This window comes from Arthrobacter sp. Ha26, assembly GCF_059091705.1.
On record NZ_JBNHGX010000001.1, the window covers coordinates 297,035 to 314,364 of the forward strand.

A 17,330-nucleotide genomic window follows, 5' to 3' on the forward strand; every position below is an offset into this window, starting at 1 on the left:
TTAAAGTGGTCTCCGCTACGCGAGCGGACCGCCGAAGATGTCGATGGTGCCTTCTTTGAGGGTGACAATCGCACGCTTGGTGTTCTTGCGGGTACCCCATCCGAATTTGGTGCGCTTGCGCTTACCGGCACGGTTGATGGTGTTGATCGATTCGACCTTGACGGAGAAAATCTTCTCCACGGCCAGCTTGATCTCGGTCTTGTTCGAACGGGGGTCCACCAGGAAGGTGTACTTGCCCTCGTCGATCAGGCCGTAGCTCTTTTCCGACACGACGGGCGCAAGCACGACGTCGCGGGGATCCTTGATGGTGGCTGCACTCACTTGGCATCCTCCTCGTTCTTTGCCACTGCCTTGCCGGCAACGAATGCTTCGTAGGCAGCCTTGGTGAAGACAACGTCATCAGAGACGAGAACGTCGTAGGTGTTCAGCTGGTCTGCGTACAGAACGTGAACACCGGCGAGGTTGCGCACGGACAGTGCAGCAACATCGTTGGCGCGCTCGATGACAACCAGCAGGTTCTTGCGGTCGGAAACGCCGCGCAGCGTTGCCAATGCAGTCTTGGCGGAGGGCTTGGTGCCTTCAACCAGTTCGGCGACAACGTGGATGCGTCCGTTGCGGGCCCGGTCAGACAGTGCGCCGCGCAGTGCAGCAGCAATCATCTTCTTGGGGGTGCGCTGGCTGTAGTCACGCGGGGTGGGACCGTGGACAATGCCACCGCCGGTCATGTGAGGAGCACGGATGGAACCCTGACGGGCGCGGCCGGTGCCCTTCTGCTTGAACGGCTTGCGTCCTGCACCGGAAACTTCAGCGCGGGTCTTGGTCTTGTGGGTACCCTGGCGTGCAGCAGCAAGCTGAGCAACGACAACCTGGTGCAGCAGCGGCACGTTGGTCTGGACGTCGAAGATTTCTGCAGGCAGGTCAACCTGGACAGTGTTAGCCATTGAAACTAGGCTCCCTTCACGGCGGTGCGTACGAGGACGACCTGGCCGCGGGCGCCGGGAACGGCACCCTTGATAAGGAGCAGCGACTTCTCGACGTCAACCGCGTGAACCGTGAGGTTCAGCGTGGTGTGGCGAACGGCGCCCATGCGGCCGGCCATTTTCATGCCCTTGAAGACGCGGCTCGGGGTGGATGCGCCACCGATTGAACCGGGCTTACGGTGGTTCTTGTGGGCACCGTGGGAAGCTCCAACGCCGTGGAAGCCGTGACGCTTCATAACACCGGCGAAGCCCTTACCCTTGGTGGTGCCGATGACGTCGATCTTCTGGCCGGCTTCGAAGACCTCTACGGAGAGCTCCTGGCCCAGCTCGTACTCAGCAGCATCTGCGGTACGAAGTTCGACGACGTGGCGGCGAGGCGTAACGCCTGCCTTCTCAAAGTGACCAGCCAGCGGCTTGGTGACCTTGCGGGGATCGATCTGGCCGTAGCCGATCTGAACGGCTACGTAGCCATCAGCTTCTGCGTTGCGCAGCTGGGTGATGACGTTCGAATCTGCCTGGACCACAGTGACGGGGATGAGCTTGTTGTTCTCGTCCCAGACCTGGGTCATGCCGAGCTTCGTGCCCAGCAGGCCCTTTACGTTACGGGTTGCGGTCATAGTCTCTCAGCACCTCCCTACAGCTTGATTTCGATGTTCACGTCTGCCGGCAGGTCGAGACGCATGAGCGAGTCAACAGCCTTGGGCGTGGGATCGATGATGTCGATAAGACGCTTGTGCGTGCGCATTTCGAAGTGCTCGCGGCTGTCCTTGTACTTGTGCGGAGAGCGGATGACGCAGTACACGTTCTTCTCCGTCGGCAGCGGCACGGGGCCCACTACCGTTGCGCCTGCGCGCGTGACCGTCTCAACGATCTTCCGTGCTGAAGTGTCAATGACCTCGTGGTCGTATGACTTCAGCCGGATGCGGATTTTTTGTCCCGCCATGTCGCCTGACTCTCTTTCAGTCTGTGCTTCCCCTGGTTGGGGCTGCCCTGTTCACTTACTCGTTGTATGGCTGCCGAAGCAATTGAGGTCGTAACCACCATCCGCCGCACAAACTGAATCCGGATGAATCCGGGTTCCTCACCTTGCCGGCGCAACCGACCCCCGCGGTCGGGCGTGTCGCGCTTGGCACGCATACAAATCCGCAATTCCATGGGGAGTGGGTTATGTTTGGTCTTCCACTTGGACCCTGGCACCCGGCATTATCCGGATCGGGACACGAAGAAGCGCTTGAACAACTCATCTAGTATGCCGGAATTTGGCGCCAGAAGCGAATTGGCCCTTTCCCGGGGCCGCTGAAGGGATCATTGCCAACCACCACGCCGAAACGGATGATAGGGGCATGACGCTGGAAAGCACCGAAACCGTGACCGAACTGGCCAGCCGCATGCCGCCGTCGTTCACTTTGGGGGTGGCCGCAGCTGCCTTCCAGATCGAAGGAGCCCTCACATCGGGAGGCCGGGGACCCTCCGGCTGGGACGCCTTCGCCGAGAAGCCGGGAAGCATCACGGACGGGCACTCCCCCGCCATGGCCTGCGACCATTACAACCGGGTCCCGGAGGACATCGCCCTGCTGCAGGAGCTGGGCGTGGACTCCTACCGGTTCTCCCTGTCCTGGCCGAGGATCCAGCCGGACGGACGGGGAGCCTTCAACGCGGAGGGGCTGGACTTCTACGACCGGCTGATCGACCAGCTGCTCGAGGCCGGCATCTCCCCCATGGCAACCCTCTACCACTGGGACACCCCGCTCCCCCTGGAACACCGGGGCGGCTGGATGAACCGGGAAACAGCCGAACGGTTCGGGGACTATGCCGCTGCCGCAGGGGAACGCTACGGAGACCGCGTGGCGCAGTGGGTCACGCTTAATGAACCGGTGTCCGTCACGCTGAACGGGTACGCCCTCGGCGTGCATGCCCCGGGTCATACCCTGATGTTCGACGCCCTGCCATCCATCCACCACCAGCTCCTTGCCCACGGACTGGGTGCGCAGGCCCTGCGTGCTGCCGGCGTCAAGGGCGGGGTGGGAGTCACCAACCTGCACTCCCCTGTCCGTCCGGCTACCAGGAAGCCCGGGGACAGGCTGGTGGCCAGGATGTACGACCTCCTGATGAACAGGATCTACGCGGACCCCGTGCTGCTGGGCCGCTACCCCAGCCTGCCGCTGTACGCCAGGCCGTGGCTGCGCTCCATCGGGCGCATCTCCGACGCCGACCTTCGGACCATCCACCAGCCGCTGGATTTCTACGGCCTTAACTACTACTTCCCCGTGAAGGTGGCGCTCGGCCGGGGGCTGACGCCAATCCCGGCCAATATGTACAAGGCCATGGCCCGGCTCCCGTTCCACGAAGTGGGATACCCCGAATACGAGAGCACCGGGTTCGGCTGGCCGGTGGCTCCGCGCCATCTGGGCGTCCTGCTGAAAGAACTGCAGGACCGGTACGGCGACATGCTGCCTCCGGTGTACATCACCGAAGGCGGAGCCAGTTTTCCCGAGCCGGACCAGGTATCCGGCCCGGTGCAGGATGAGGACCGCGTTCACTACCTCGCCTCGCATCTGCAGGCTGCGCTGGATGCGACCGCTCCAGGCGGACCGGCTTCAGGTGTGGACCTGCGCGGCTACTACGTGTGGACCCTGATGGACAATTTCGAGTGGGCCGCCGGGTACTCGCAGCGCTTCGGACTGGTGCACGTGGACTTCAAGACGCTGGAGCGGACCCCCAAGCAGTCGTTTTACTGGTACCAGGAGCTGAGCAAGGCGCGGAAGGCGCTCCGGGCCTAGCCTCCCTGCCTACTGGTTCTTGTTTGCCCGGTTGATCCGCTTGGCCCGGTCTATCTCGTGGCGGAAATGCTTCTTGGCCCAGAACACTCCGGCCACCACGGCAACCGCAACAATGAGGAAAATAAGCCATCCCATGATGAACTCCTTTCAGTCCAGCAACCCTATCAGCCGCCGTTAACGCAAAAAACAGCCCCGCTGCAGTGCAGCGGGGCTGTTTTTCAGTTCAACAAGAATTACTTGATGATCTTGGTAACACGTCCTGAACCGACGGTGCGGCCGCCTTCGCGGATTGCGAAGCCGAGGCCCTCTTCCATAGCGATGGGCTGGATGAGCGCAACGGTCATCTCAGTGTTGTCGCCAGGCATAACCATTTCCGTGCCCTCGGGCAGGGTGATAACGCCGGTTACGTCCGTGGTACGGAAGTAGAACTGCGGGCGGTAGTTGGAGTAGAACGGGTTGTGACGTCCGCCTTCGTCCTTGGAGAGGATGTAGACGTTAGCCTCGAAGTCGGTGTGCGGGGTGATGGAACCCGGCTTGACGACAACCTGGCCACGCTCTACGTCATCGCGCTTCAGACCGCGGAGCAGCAGGCCACAGTTCTCGCCGGCCCATGCTTCGTCGAGCTGCTTGTGGAACATCTCGATACCGGTAACCGTGGTCTTCTGGACCGGGCGGATGCCGACGATCTCGACCTCGGAGTTGATGGCGAGGGTTCCACGCTCGGCGCGGCCCGTAACAACGGTGCCACGGCCGGTGATGGTGAAGACGTCCTCGATCGGCATCAGGAACGGCTTGTCGCGGTCACGTACGGGGTCCGGAACGGACTCGTCCACGGCAGCCATCAGTTCCTCAACGGACTTGACCCACTCGGGGTCGCCTTCCAGAGCCTTCAGGCCGGAAACGCGAACAACCGGAGCCTCATCGCCATCGAAGCCCTGCGAGCTGAGCAGCTCACGAACTTCCATCTCAACGAGGTCAAGGAGCTCTTCGTCGTCAACCATGTCAGCCTTGTTCAGGGCGACCAGCAGGTAGGGAACACCAACCTGGCGGGCGAGCAGAACGTGCTCGCGGGTCTGCGCCATGGGGCCATCGGTAGCAGCAACCACGAGGATTGCGCCGTCCATCTGGGCAGCACCGGTGATCATGTTCTTGATGTAGTCAGCGTGACCCGGAGCGTCTACGTGTGCGTAGTGGCGCTTCTCGGTCTGGTACTCCACGTGGGAGATGTTGATGGTAATGCCACGCTGACGCTCTTCGGGAGCAGAGTCGATCGACGCGAAGTCGCGCTTCTCGTTGAGATCCGGGTACTTGTCGTACAGCACCTTGGAAATGGCGGCCGTCAACGTCGTCTTACCGTGGTCAACGTGACCAATGGTGCCGATGTTAACGTGCGGCTTAGTCCGCTCGAACTTTGCCTTTGCCACAGGTTCCTCCTAGAACTTTTTCAAATGACATACCCTTCAACCGCGCTTGTCGCGGCAGAAACTCAGGTAAGTCTACTTGGGGGGCTTTGGATTGGTGAAATTGCAGATTCAGGAACTAATACTAGTCCCTCGAGCCTGTTCGTGCAGATGGCCGGAACCGGCGTAACCGGATGAATCCGACCGTTCCCGGCCACCTGCACCGGCTGTGCTTTCCGTTACCGGCAAGCGCACCCGAATTTGTTCGCTGCGAGAGTCCGAAGACTATTCGCCGCGGGTCTTCTGGATGATCTCGTCGGCAACTGCCTTCGGGACCTCGGCGTAGCTGTTGAACGTCATGGAGTACACAGCGCGGCCCTGGGTCTTGGAGCGCAGGTCGCCGATGTAGCCGAACATGCCGGACAGCGGAACGTGCGCACGGATGACCTTGACGCCCTGTGCGTCTTCCATGGACTGCATCTGGCCACGGCGGGAGTTGAGGTCACCGATAACTTCACCCATGTATTCCTCAGGGGTGCGGACCTCGACATCCATCAGCGGTTCGAGCAGAACAGGGTTCGCCTTGCGTGCGGCTTCCTTGAAAGCCATACGGCCGGCGATCTTGAACGCCATTTCCGAGGAGTCAACATCGTGGTACGCGCCGTCAATCAGCGTGGCCTTGATGCCGACAACCGGGTAACCTGCCAGGACGCCGTCGTTCAGTGCATCCTGGATACCGGCGTCAACCGACGGGATGTACTCGCGGGGAACGCGGCCACCGGTGACCTTGTTCTCGAACTCGTACAGCTCGCCCTCGGCGGTGTCCAGCGGCTCGATCGCGATCTGGATCTTTGCGAACTGGCCCGAACCACCGGTCTGCTTCTTGTGCGTGTAGTCGTGGCGTTCGACGGCGCGCTTGATGGTTTCGCGGTAAGCAACCTGGGGCTTGCCCACGTTTGCTTCGACCTTGAACTCGCGGCGCATGCGGTCCACCAGGATGTCCAGGTGGAGCTCGCCCATGCCGGCGATGATGGTCTGACCGGTGTCTTCGTTGAGGGACACCTGGAAGGTGGGGTCCTCAGCGGAGAGCTTCTGGATGGCCGTGGAGAGCTTCTCCTGGTCACCCTTGGTGTTCGGCTCGATGGCAACCGAGATCACGGGCTCCGGGAAGCTCATGGACTCGAGCACGATCTGGTTTGCGGAGTCGCACAGGGTGTCACCCGTGGTGGTGTCCTTCAGACCGATAGCTGCGTAGATGTGGCCGGCGGTAGCGCCCTCGACGGGCATTTCCTTGTTGGCGTGCATCTGGAAGAGCTTGCCGATGCGCTCCTTCTTGCCCTTGGTGGAGTTGACCACCTGGGCGCCTGCCTCCACGTGACCGGAGTACACGCGGATGAAGGTGAGCTGGCCGAAGAACGGGTGCGCGGCAATCTTGAAGGCCAGTGCGGAGAACGGCTCTTCGGAAGAAGGCTTGCGGGTCAGTTCCTTCTCTTCGTCGCGAGGATCGTGGCCGACCATCGGGGGGACGTCGAGCGGGTTCGGCAGGTAGTCCACAACTGCGTCGAGCATGGGCTGCACGCCGCGGTTCTTGAACGCAGAACCGCAGAAGATCGGGTAGAGCTCGGAGTTGATCGTCATCTTGCGGATGCCGGCCTTGAGCTCGTCGATCGAGATCTCTTCGCCTTCGAGGTACTTCTCCATGAGTTCCTCGGAGGATTCCGCGACGGTCTCAACGAGGTTCGCGCGGTACTCTTCGGCCTTTTCCTGGAGGTCAGCCGGGATCTCGCGGATCTCGTACTTGGCACCCATGGTCACGTCACCCTTGGCATCGCCGGGCCACACCAGTGCACGCATGTAGAGCAGGTCCACGACGCCGATGAAGTCGTTCTCGGCACCGATCGGCAGCTGCATAACCAGCGGCTTGGCGCCGAGGCGGCTGATGATGGTGTCTACGGTGAAGTAGAAGTCGGCACCGAGCTTGTCCATCTTGTTGACGAAGCAGATGCGCGGGACGTTGTACTTGTCAGCCTGGCGCCAAACGGTCTCAGACTGGGGCTCAACGCCTTCCTTGCCATCGAAGACGGCGACAGCGCCGTCGAGGACGCGCAGGGAGCGCTCAACCTCAACGGTGAAGTCAACGTGGCCGGGGGTGTCGATGATGTTGATCTGGTTGTTTTCCCAGAAGCAGGTCACGGCGGCAGACGTGATGGTGATGCCGCGTTCCTTTTCCTGTTCCATCCAGTCAGTGGTCGAAGCGCCGTCGTGCGTTTCGCCGATCTTGTGGTTCACACCCGTGTAGAACAGGATGCGCTCGGTTGTGGTGGTCTTGCCGGCATCAATGTGGGCCATGATGCCGATGTTGCGGACCTTACTAAGGTCGGTAAGCACGTCCTGTGCCACGGGGTCTCCTTTTGGGATGGACTACACGTTCGCCGCCGGCTCGGTTGAGCCGGCGGCGGCCGGGGAGTATTACCAGCGGTAGTGTGCGAAGGCCTTGTTGGACTCGGCCATCTTGTGGGTGTCTTCGCGACGCTTCACAGCGGCACCGAGACCGTTGGAGGCATCCAGAATTTCGTTCTGGAGGCGCTCGGTCATCGTCTTCTCGCGGCGGGCCTTGGAGTAGCCAACCAGCCAGCGCAGGGCGAGTGCGGTGGAGCGGCCGGGCTTGACCTCAACCGGAACCTGGTAGGTAGCGCCACCGACACGGCGGGAGCGGACCTCGAGGGAAGGCTTGACGTTGTCCATGGCCTTCTTGAGGGCTGCAACGGGGTCGCCGCCGGACTTGGCACGTGCACCTTCGAGGGCACCGTAAACGATGCGCTCTGCGGTGGACTTCTTTCCGTCAACAAGAACCTTGTTGATGAGCTGGGTCACCAGCGGGGAGCCGTAAACGGGATCTAGTACGAGCGGCCGCTTGGGGGCCGGACCCTTGCGAGGCATATTACTTCTTCTCCATCTTTGCGCCGTAGCGGCTGCGGGCCTGCTTACGGTTCTTGACACCCTGGGTATCGAGGGCGCCACGGACGATCTTGTAGCGGACACCCGGGAGGTCCTTCACACGACCACCGCGGACGAGCACAATGGAGTGCTCCTGCAGGTTGTGTCCCACACCGGGGATGTAGGCGGTTACTTCGACGCCGCCGTTGAGGCGCACACGTGCCACCTTACGCAGAGCCGAGTTCGGCTTCTTCGGGGTGGTGGTGTAGACGCGGGTGCAAACACCGCGGCGCATGGGGCTGCCCTTAAGCGCGGGAGCCTTGGTCTTTGAGACCTTAGGCGTGCGGCCCTTGCGGACCAGCTGGTTAATCGTAGGCACTCTCGTGTTCTCCGTTGGTTTGATCTCTACCGGAACATTCAGGCGTCAGCCGTCTCTGCATCGGTTTTGGCGTTGTCCCTGCAGCCTTGGCGTATCGACTCGTGCTTAGGCGTGCAAAATGGTGGCATTCATTGCGCACCTTACCCGCAACCCGGAAACAAGCTCACACCCGGCATCATGAGAACAAAACCAAAATGATGCCGCGGCGGCCTTCATCCACTGCCACACAGAACAATTACCAAAATTCTAGCACGGCTTGATCCCGGGCCTTAATCGGGTGTATACGAAAGGCCCCGCCTCCCCCTGCGAAAAGCAGGCGGAGACGGGGCCTTCAACTGATCTCCGGGCTACCGGAAGTCGTTGCCCAGGTCGTAGTCATCCAGCGGGATGGCGTGGAACTCAGGAGCTCCGTCGCCGCCCAGCGTGTCGTACGAGAAGTCACTGAACGCGCTGGGGCCGGTGAACAGGTTGGCCTTTGCTTCTTCAGTGGGCTCCACGGTGACCTCGGTGTAGCGCGGGAGGCCCGTGCCGGCCGGGATCAGCTTACCGATGATGACGTTCTCCTTGAGGCCGAGCAGCGGGTCGCTCTTGCCTTCCATGGCCGCCTGCGTCAGGACGCGGGTGGTCTCCTGGAAGGAAGCCGCGGACAGCCAGGACTCGGTGGCCAGGGACGCCTTGGTGATGCCCATGAGCTCAGGACGTCCGGATGCCGGAGTCTTGCCCTCGGACACCACGCGGCGGTTGGCCTCCTCGAAGCGGCTGCGCTCGGCAAGCTCGCCGGGCAGCAGGTCCGATTCGCCGGACTCGATGACCGTGACGCGGCGCAGCATCTGGCGGACGATAACCTCGACGTGCTTGTCGTGGATACCGATGCCCTGGCTGCGGTACACGCCCTGGACTTCGTCCACCAGGAACTTCTGTGCCGCACGCGGGCCCATGATGCGCAGGACCTGCTTGGGATCCACCGGTCCGTTGATCAGCTTCTGGCCGACGGTGACGTGGTCGCCATCCTCGATCAGCAGGCGTGAACGGCGCAGGACCGGGTAGGCGATCTCTTCGGTTCCGTCATCGGGAGTGATGACCAGGCGCATCTGGCGCTCGGACTCTTCGATGGTGATGCGGCCGGCTGCTTCAGCAATCGGTGCAACACCCTTCGGAGTACGGGCTTCGAAGAGCTCCTGGATACGGGGCAGACCCTGGGTGATGTCGTCGCCGCCGCTGGCGGAAACAGCACCACCGGTGTGGAACGTACGCATGGTCAGCTGGGTACCGGGCTCACCGATGGACTGTGCGGCGATGATGCCCACGGCCTCGCCGATGTCCACGGTCTTGCCGGTGGCCAGCGAACGGCCGTAGCACAGGGCGCAGGTACCGACGCTGGACTCACAGGTGAGTACGGAGCGGACCTTGACCTCGGTGATGCCTGCCTTGAAGAGCTCATCGATGACCACGTCGCCACAGTCGGTGCCGGCGGCTGCGAGGACCTTGCCCTCGGAGTCAACGACGTCGACGGCGAGCGTACGTGCGTAGGCACTGTTCTCGACGTTCTCGTCCAGCACCAGCTCGCCATTGGAATCGGCGACGGCGATGGGCGTGACCAGGCCACGCTCGGTGCCGCAGTCCTCTTCGCGGACGATGACGTCCTGGGACACGTCCACCAAACGACGGGTCAGGTAACCCGAGTTGGCGGTACGCAGAGCGGTGTCAGCCAGACCCTTACGGGCGCCGTGGGTGGCGATGAAGTATTCCAGCACCGACAGGCCCTCGCGGTAGGAGGACTTGATGGGACGCGGGATGATCTCACCCTTAGGGTTGGCCACCAGTCCACGGATACCCGCGATCTGGCGGACCTGCATCCAGTTACCACGGGCACCGGAGGACACCATGCGGTTGATGGTGTTCATCGGCGACAGGCTGTCGCGCATTGCCTGGGCAATCTCGTTGGTTGCCTTGTTCCAGATCTCGATCAGTTCCTGGCGACGCTCGTCGTCGTCGATCAGGCCCTTGTCGTACTGTCCCTGGATCTTGGCGGCCCGCTCCTCGTAACCGGCGAGGATTTGCGGCTTTGCGGCCGGAACCTCGATGTCGGAGATGGCAACGGTGACGCCTGAACGGGTGGCCCAGTAGAAACCGGCGTCCTTCAGGTTGTCCAGCGTTGCTGCGGTGACAACCTTGGGGTAGCGCTCGGCGAGGTCGTTGACGATGCGGGACAGTTCGCCCTTGTCGGCAACAGCCTCAACCCAGGGGTAGTCCTCGGGCAGGGTCTCGTTGAAGAGGACCTGGCCCAGGGAGGTCTGGACGAGCGCGGGCTGACCCGGCTCCCAGCCTTCCGGAGCTTCCCAGCCCGCGTAGGGCACGAAGGCTTCGAGGCGGATCTTGACCTGCGAGTTCAGGTGCAGCTCGCGGGCGTCGAACGCCATGATGGCTTCCGAAACCGAACCGAACACGCGGCCCTCGCCAGCCGAACCGACACGCTTGGTGGTCAGGTGGTAGAGGCCGATGATCATATCCTGCGACGGCAGGGTGACCGGACGTCCGTCAGAGGGCTTCAGGATGTTGTTCGAGGACAGCATCAGGATGCGGGCCTCAGCCTGGGCCTCGGGGCTCAGCGGCAGGTGGACTGCCATCTGGTCGCCGTCGAAGTCAGCGTTGAACGCGCCACAGACCAGCGGGTGAAGCTGGATGGCCTTGCCTTCAACAAGCTGCGGCTCGAACGCCTGGATGCCGAGGCGGTGCAGGGTAGGTGCACGGTTGAGCAGCACCGGGTGTTCGGTGATGATCTCTTCGAGCACGTCCCAGACCTGCGGACGGTAACGCTCCACCATGCGCTTGGCCGACTTGATGTTCTGCGCGTGGTTGAGGTCGACCAGGCGCTTCATCACGAACGGCTTGAAGAGCTCCAGCGCCATCTGCTTGGGCAAGCCGCACTGGTGCAGCTTCAGCTGCGGGCCGACCACGATGACCGAACGGCCGGAGTAGTCGACGCGCTTGCCGAGGAGGTTCTGGCGGAAACGGCCCTGCTTGCCCTTGAGCATGTCGCTCAGGGACTTCAGGGGACGGTTGCCCGGCCCGGTGACCGGACGGCCGCGGCGGCCGTTGTCGAAGAGGCTGTCAACAGCTTCCTGAAGCATGCGCTTCTCGTTGTTGACGATGATCTCCGGAGCACCCAGGTCAAGCAGGCGCTTGAGGCGGTTGTTGCGGTTGATCACGCGGCGGTACAGGTCGTTAAGGTCGGAGGTCGCGAAGCGGCCACCGTCCAGCTGGACCATGGGGCGCAGTTCCGGCGGGATCACCGGGACGGCGTCGAGGACCATGCCAAGCGGGCTGTTGTTGGTGGTCAGGAACGCGTTGACCACCTTGAGGCGCTTGAGGGCACGGGTCTTGCGCTGGCCCTTGCCGTTGGCGATGACGTCGCGCAGCAGGTCGGACTCGGCCTGCATGTCGAAGCCTTCAAGGCGCTTCTTGATGGCTTCGGCGCCCATGGAGCCTTCGAAGTACATGCCGTAACGGTCGCGCAGCTCGCGGTACAGGCCTTCGTCACCTTCGAGGTCTGCGACCTTCAGGTTCTTGAAACGGTCCCAGACCTGCTCGAGGCGCTCGATATCGGCGTCGGCACGCTTGCGCACGTTGGCCATCTGGCGGTCGGCGGAGTCGCGGGCCTTCTTCTTGTCGGCAGCCTTGGCGCCTTCACCCTCGAGGCGTGCGATTTCGCCTTCGAGGTCGCGGGCGATCGCCGCGATGTCGGAGTCGCGGTTGTCGATGAGCTGCTTCTTCTCGATGTCGTGCTCAACCTGCAGGTTGGGCAGTTCCTCGTGCCGGGCGGCCTCGTCAACGCTGGTGATCATGTAGGCGGCGAAGTAGATGACCTTTTCGAGGTCCTTCGGTGCCAGGTCAAGGAGGTAGCCCAGGCGGGAGGGAACACCCTTGAAGTACCAGATGTGGGTAACGGGAGCGGCGAGCTCGATGTGGCCCATGCGTTCGCGGCGTACCTTTGCGCGGGTGACCTCAACGCCACACCGCTCGCAGATGATGCCCTTGAAGCGCACGCGCTTGTACTTGCCGCAGTAGCATTCCCAGTCCCGGGACGGGCCGAAGATCTTCTCGCAGAAGAGGCCGTCCTTCTCGGGCTTGAGCGTGCGGTAGTTGATGGTTTCCGGCTTCTTAACCTCGCCGTAAGACCAGCCGCGGATGTCTTCCGCGGTGGCGAGGCCGATCTGCATGAGGCCGAAGGAGGATTCGCTGGACATATGGTCCCTGTTCTCTCTTGTTCTCTAAATTCTGAAGTCTTGGGTGCGGGGAGGAGGGAGGCAAGGTACGACGGCGGGCGGTCACCCGCCGTCGTACCGCACCTGCTAGACCTCTTCTACGGAACTGGGCTCTGCACGGGACAGATCGATACCCAGTTCCTCCGCAGCCGTGAAGACTGCGTCATCAGAGTCGCGCATTTCAATTGTGGTTCCGTCCGTGGAGAGGACTTCCACGTTCAGGCACAGCGACTGCATTTCCTTGATCAAGACCTTGAAGGACTCGGGAACGCCCGGCTCGGGGATGTTCTCGCCCTTGACGATGGCTTCGTAGACCTTCACGCGGCCGTGGATGTCATCGGACTTGATGGTGAGGAGTTCCTGGAGCGTGTATGCGGCGCCATATGCTTCAAGCGCCCACACTTCCATTTCACCGAAGCGCTGGCCGCCGAACTGTGCCTTACCACCCAGCGGCTGCTGCGTGATCATGGAGTACGGGCCGGTGGAGCGCGCGTGGATCTTGTCGTCCACCAGGTGGTGGAGCTTCAGGATGTACATGTAGCCGACCGAGATCGGATCCGGGAACGGCTCGCCGGAGCGGCCGTCAAACAGGCGGGTCTTGCCCGAGGAGTCGATCAGGCGCTGGCCATCGCGGGTCACGTTGGTGGAGTCCAGCAGGCCCGTGATTTCCTCTTCGCGGGCGCCGTCGAACACCGGCGTGGCAACAGTGGTCTGGCCACTCTCGCGCGGCAGGTTCGGCAGCTGCTTGACCCACTCGGGCTCGCCTTCGATCTTCCAGCCGGTCTTGGCAACCCAGCCGAGGTGCGTTTCGAGCACCTGGCCCACGTTCATACGGCCCGGGACACCCAGCGGGTTCAGGACGATATCAACGGGGGTGCCGTCGGCAAGGAAGGGCATGTCCTCGATCGGGAGGATCTTCGAGATAACACCCTTGTTGCCGTGGCGGCCGGCGAGCTTGTCGCCGTCGGTGATCTTGCGCTTGGCGGCGACGTAGACGCGGACCAGCTGGTTCACGCCCGGGGGCAGTTCGTCGTCGTTGTCGCGGTCGAAGACGCGCACGCCGATGACGGTGCCGGACTCGCCGTGGGGCACCTTCAGGGAGGTGTCGCGGACTTCGCGGGACTTCTCACCGAAGATGGCTCGCAGCAGGCGCTCTTCCGGGGTCAGTTCGGTTTCACCCTTCGGGGTGACCTTTCCGACCAGGATGTCGCCGGCTTCGACCTCGGCACCGATGTGGATGATGCCTCGCTCGTCCAGGCCTGCCAGGACTTCCTCGGACACGTTGGGGATGTCACGGGTGATTTCCTCGGCACCAAGCTTGGTGTCGCGGGCATCGATCTCGTGCTCCTCGATGTGGATGGAGGAAAGAACGTCCTCGGCAACAATGCGCTGCGAGAGGATGATGGCGTCCTCGAAGTTGTGGCCTTCCCATGACATGAATGCCACGAGCAGGTTCTTGCCGAGGGCGAGCTCGCCCTGGTCCGTTGCCGGGCCGTCAGCGATGATGCCGCCGACCTCGAGGCGCTGGCCTTCGTTCACCAGGACGCGGTGGTTGTAGCAGTTGCCCTGGTTGGAGCGGGCGAACTTGTTGATGCGGTAGTTGGTTTCCGTGCCGTCGTCGTTGAGCATGATGACGAGTTCGGCGGAAACCTCGGTGACCACACCGGCCTTCTTCGCGATGACAACGTCACCGGCGTCGACGGCGGCGGCGCGCTCCATGCCGGTGCCCACGAACGGAGCCTCGGAACGGACCAGCGGCACGGCCTGGCGCTGCATGTTGGCACCCATGAGTGCGCGGTTGGCGTCGTCGTGTTCGAGGAACGGGATCAGGGCGGTAGCCACGGACACCATCTGGCGCGGGGAAACGTCCATGAACTCGACGTCCTCGGCGGGAACGAGGACGGGCTCGCCTCCACCACCACGGGCACGCACCAGGACGGTGTCCTCGGCGAACTTCTTGTTCTCGTCCAGCGGCGCGTTGGCCTGGGCGATCAGGACCTCAGCCTCGTCGTCAGCCGTCAGGTACTGGACGTCGTCGGAAACGACGCCGTTCTTGACCAGGCGGTACGGGGTCTCGATGAAGCCGAACGGGTTGATGCGTCCGTAGGATGCCAGCGAACCGATCAGGCCAATGTTCGGGCCTTCAGGGGTTTCGATGGGGCACATACGTCCGTAGTGGGACGGGTGCACGTCACGGACTTCCATGCCGGCGCGGTCACGGGACAGACCACCGGGGCCAAGCGCGGACAGGCGGCGCTTGTGGGTCAGGCCCGAGAGCGGGTTGTTCTGGTCCATGAACTGCGACAGCTGGGAGGTTCCGAAGAACTCCTTGATGGCTGCAACCACGGGGCGGATGTTGATCAGGGTCTGCGGCGTGATGGCCTCGACGTCCTGGGTGGTCATCCGCTCGCGGACAACGCGCTCCATACGCGACAGGCCGGTGCGGACCTGGTTCTCGATGAGCTCGCCGACGGCGCGGATGCGGCGGTTGCCGAAGTGGTCGATGTCGTCGATTTCGACGCGCAGGTCCACTTCCTGGCCATCGCGGGTGCCCTTGATGGTCTTCTCGCCGGCGTGCAGCGCAACGAGGAACTTGATCATGGCAACGATGTCTTCAACGTGCAGGACCGAAGCTTCCTTGTCGCCAAGGGAGCGGTCGATGCCAAGCTTGCGGTTGATCTTGTAGCGGCCAACCTTGGCCAGATCGTAGCGCTTGGAGTTGAAGTACAGGTTGTCCAGCAGCGACTGGGCAGCCTCGACGGTGGGCGGCTCGCCCGGACGCAGCTTCCGGTAGATGTCCAGCAAGGCGTCTTCGCGGGTCTCGGTGGCGTCCTTCTCCAGGGTTGCCCGCATGGAGTCGTACTGGCCGAACTCTTCGAGGATCTGGCCTTCGGTCCAGCCGAGAGCCTTCAGCAGCACCGTGACGGACTGCTTGCGCTTGCGGTCGAGGCGGACGCCCACCTGGTCGCGCTTGTCGATCTCGAGCTCGAACCAGGCACCGCGGGACGGGATGATCTTCGCAGTGAAGATGTCCTTGTCGCTGGTCTTGTCGGCGGCGCGCTCGAAGTAGGCACCCGGGGAGCGGACCAGCTGGGAGACGACGACACGCTCGGTGCCGTTGACAACGAAGGTGCCCTTCTCGGTCATCAGCGGGAAGTCACCCATGAACACGGTCTGCTGCTTGATTTCGCCCGTGTTGTTGTTCATGAATTCGGCCTTGACGTACAGCGGAGCCGAGTACGTTGCGTCCCGGTCCTTGCATTCGGCCATGGTGTATTTGGGGTCAGCGAACTCCGGATCGGAGAAGCTCAGGGACATGGTGCCCTGGAAGTCCTCGATCGGGGAGATCTCTTCGAAGATGTCCGAGAGTCCGGACGTGGTGGCGACGCTAAGATCGTTTTCTTCAACAGCCTTCGCTACGCGTGCCTGCCAGCGCTCGTTTCCGACCAGCCAGTCAAAGCTGTCAGTCTGGAGGGCAAGCAGATTCGGAACGTCAAGAGGTTCGTGAATCTTTGCGAATGAAAGCCGGCGAGTGGCACCATCAGTGCTGTCGGCGGTGTTAGCGGTTTCGTTATTAGAGGTGCTCGAGGCGACCAAGAGGGATCCTTCCACAGACCTTCAGGCGTTTTCAGATCTCCCCCGCTGCACCCTGCGGAATGACTCCGCAGTGCTACCATCCGGTTCCGCTATATGACCCGGGGCCGGTGCTGACCATGCTGTGACGTTGTTGACGGCACGTTGATTGCCAGCTGCCAGGCGAAAGCCCACCGCTATATGAAGGCTGAAGGTAAACAGGGAAGACGCAAATATCTACGATACGGCAAAATAACCTACATGTCTACCCCACATCCGGTCCGATTGCAAGCACTGGTTTTTCCAGGCCGCTTCCGAAGAGCCGGTTTAGAGACGCAGGGTGACGCCTTCGGCGGTGCAGGTCCCGGCATTGGCAAACACAGCGTCCCGCAGGGCATCCTTGGATTCCTGCCCGGGTCCGCCGCCGGATTCCGCTGCCGCAGAGTGGTCGATGGCGAGCAGGCTCAGCGCAGCAAAAAGCCCTTCCAGGTCCCCGCTGACAGTGTCCTTGGCGTCTTCAGCCTGCAGGTAGATGTCCTCGAAGCCGTTGGCATCGCCGGCCGGGACGGCCCGGTAGTCCGCGAAGAGGGAGTTGAAGAGTTCGCAGGCTTGCCTGGCTCCTCCCGCAGAGGGAGCGGCGGTTGAGGGAGCGGATGCGGAGGGTTCCCCTGCAGCGCCGGTCCGTGTGGAAGAGGACGACGGCGGCACGGCAGTTCCGCTGCCGGCGGCGGGATCAGGGGCGGAAACGGAGCAGGCAGTGAGTCCGGCGATACCGGCGGCCGCTGCAAGGGCCACGAATTTTTTCACGATGCTGCTCCCAATTCCGGGGCACGGACCTGCTGCCCCCTGCAAAAGTGTCCGCCGTCCACCCTACGCAGGGCGCCGTCGTCGTGCACGTCAGGGAGATGGGGACCTCTCCCCTGCCGCCCGCCGGACCGGGGCGTTACAGTGCGGGGAAAGCCCCGGTCTTTTCGGAATGCCTGCGGTAACTGGGACGTTTGAATAGATGGGTGACC

Annotated in this window: 13 protein-coding genes; 1 reads left to right on the forward strand and 12 read right to left on the reverse strand. The window is 62.5% G+C overall.

What is annotated here, in order from left to right; translation table 11 throughout:
• Positions 1–15 precede the first annotated feature (15 nt).
• From rplW to rpsJ, 4 genes are read right to left on the reverse strand one after another with little or no spacing between them, the layout of a single operon-like run.
• Positions 16–321, reverse strand: coding sequence for a 50S ribosomal protein L23 (rplW, locus tag AC5RVY_RS01375; RefSeq protein ID WP_011692807.1), 306 nt, complete (start codon positions 319–321; stop codon positions 16–18).
• Positions 318–941, reverse strand: coding sequence for a 50S ribosomal protein L4 (gene rplD, locus AC5RVY_RS01380; protein ID WP_493952914.1), 624 nt, complete (start codon positions 939–941; stop codon positions 318–320). Before rplD ends, rplW begins: the two co-directional genes overlap by 4 nt.
• A 5-nt stretch (positions 942–946) precedes the next feature.
• Positions 947–1,597 (reverse strand): 50S ribosomal protein L3, encoded by a 651-nt coding sequence (gene rplC, locus AC5RVY_RS01385; protein ID WP_013601833.1) that lies wholly within the window; start codon positions 1,595–1,597, stop codon positions 947–949.
• A gap of 17 nt (positions 1,598–1,614) precedes the next feature.
• Positions 1,615–1,923: a 30S ribosomal protein S10 gene (gene rpsJ, locus AC5RVY_RS01390; RefSeq protein WP_043119398.1), complete on the reverse strand. Its 309-nt coding sequence runs from the start codon at positions 1,921–1,923 to the stop codon at positions 1,615–1,617.
• A 400-nt stretch (positions 1,924–2,323) separates the two neighbouring features.
• Here rpsJ and AC5RVY_RS01395 point away from each other — a divergent pair, with 400 nt between their 5' ends.
• Complete coding sequence (locus tag AC5RVY_RS01395) at positions 2,324–3,760, forward strand: GH1 family beta-glucosidase (RefSeq protein WP_493952915.1); 1,437 nt, start codon at positions 2,324–2,326, stop codon at positions 3,758–3,760.
• 9 nt (positions 3,761–3,769) lie between these two features.
• On the opposite strand, the gene AC5RVY_RS01400 is transcribed toward AC5RVY_RS01395, so the two are convergent.
• From AC5RVY_RS01400 to AC5RVY_RS01435, 8 genes are all read right to left on the reverse strand, one after another.
• Positions 3,770–3,895, reverse strand: coding sequence for a hypothetical protein (locus AC5RVY_RS01400; RefSeq protein WP_493952916.1), 126 nt, complete (start codon positions 3,893–3,895; stop codon positions 3,770–3,772).
• 98 nt (positions 3,896–3,993) lie between these two features.
• Entirely contained in the window at positions 3,994–5,184 is a 1,191-nt protein-coding gene (gene tuf, locus AC5RVY_RS01405) for an elongation factor Tu (RefSeq protein WP_493952917.1), read from the reverse strand.
• Between the two features lie 261 nt (positions 5,185–5,445).
• The gene (gene fusA, locus AC5RVY_RS01410; protein ID WP_091415057.1) at positions 5,446–7,560 is read right to left on the reverse strand and encodes an elongation factor G; all 2,115 of its coding nucleotides are present in this window, start codon (positions 7,558–7,560) and stop codon (positions 5,446–5,448) included.
• A gap of 69 nt (positions 7,561–7,629) precedes the next feature.
• Complete coding sequence (gene rpsG, locus AC5RVY_RS01415; protein WP_026531948.1) at positions 7,630–8,100, reverse strand: 30S ribosomal protein S7; 471 nt, start codon at positions 8,098–8,100, stop codon at positions 7,630–7,632.
• Between the two features lies 1 nt (position 8,101).
• Positions 8,102–8,476, reverse strand: coding sequence for a 30S ribosomal protein S12 (gene rpsL / locus AC5RVY_RS01420; RefSeq protein WP_009358312.1), 375 nt, complete (start codon positions 8,474–8,476; stop codon positions 8,102–8,104).
• Positions 8,477–8,823: 347 nt separating this feature from the next.
• Positions 8,824–12,723 (reverse strand): DNA-directed RNA polymerase subunit beta', encoded by a 3,900-nt coding sequence (locus tag AC5RVY_RS01425; RefSeq protein WP_493952918.1) that lies wholly within the window; start codon positions 12,721–12,723, stop codon positions 8,824–8,826.
• Between the two features lie 105 nt (positions 12,724–12,828).
• A complete protein-coding gene (gene rpoB, locus AC5RVY_RS01430) occupies positions 12,829–16,338 on the reverse strand; it encodes a DNA-directed RNA polymerase subunit beta (protein WP_493952919.1) in 3,510 nt (1,169 codons plus the stop codon).
• A 303-nt stretch (positions 16,339–16,641) separates the two neighbouring features.
• Entirely contained in the window at positions 16,642–17,121 is a 480-nt protein-coding gene (locus AC5RVY_RS01435; RefSeq protein WP_493952920.1) for a hypothetical protein, read from the reverse strand.
• Positions 17,122–17,330: the final 209 nt, after the last annotated feature.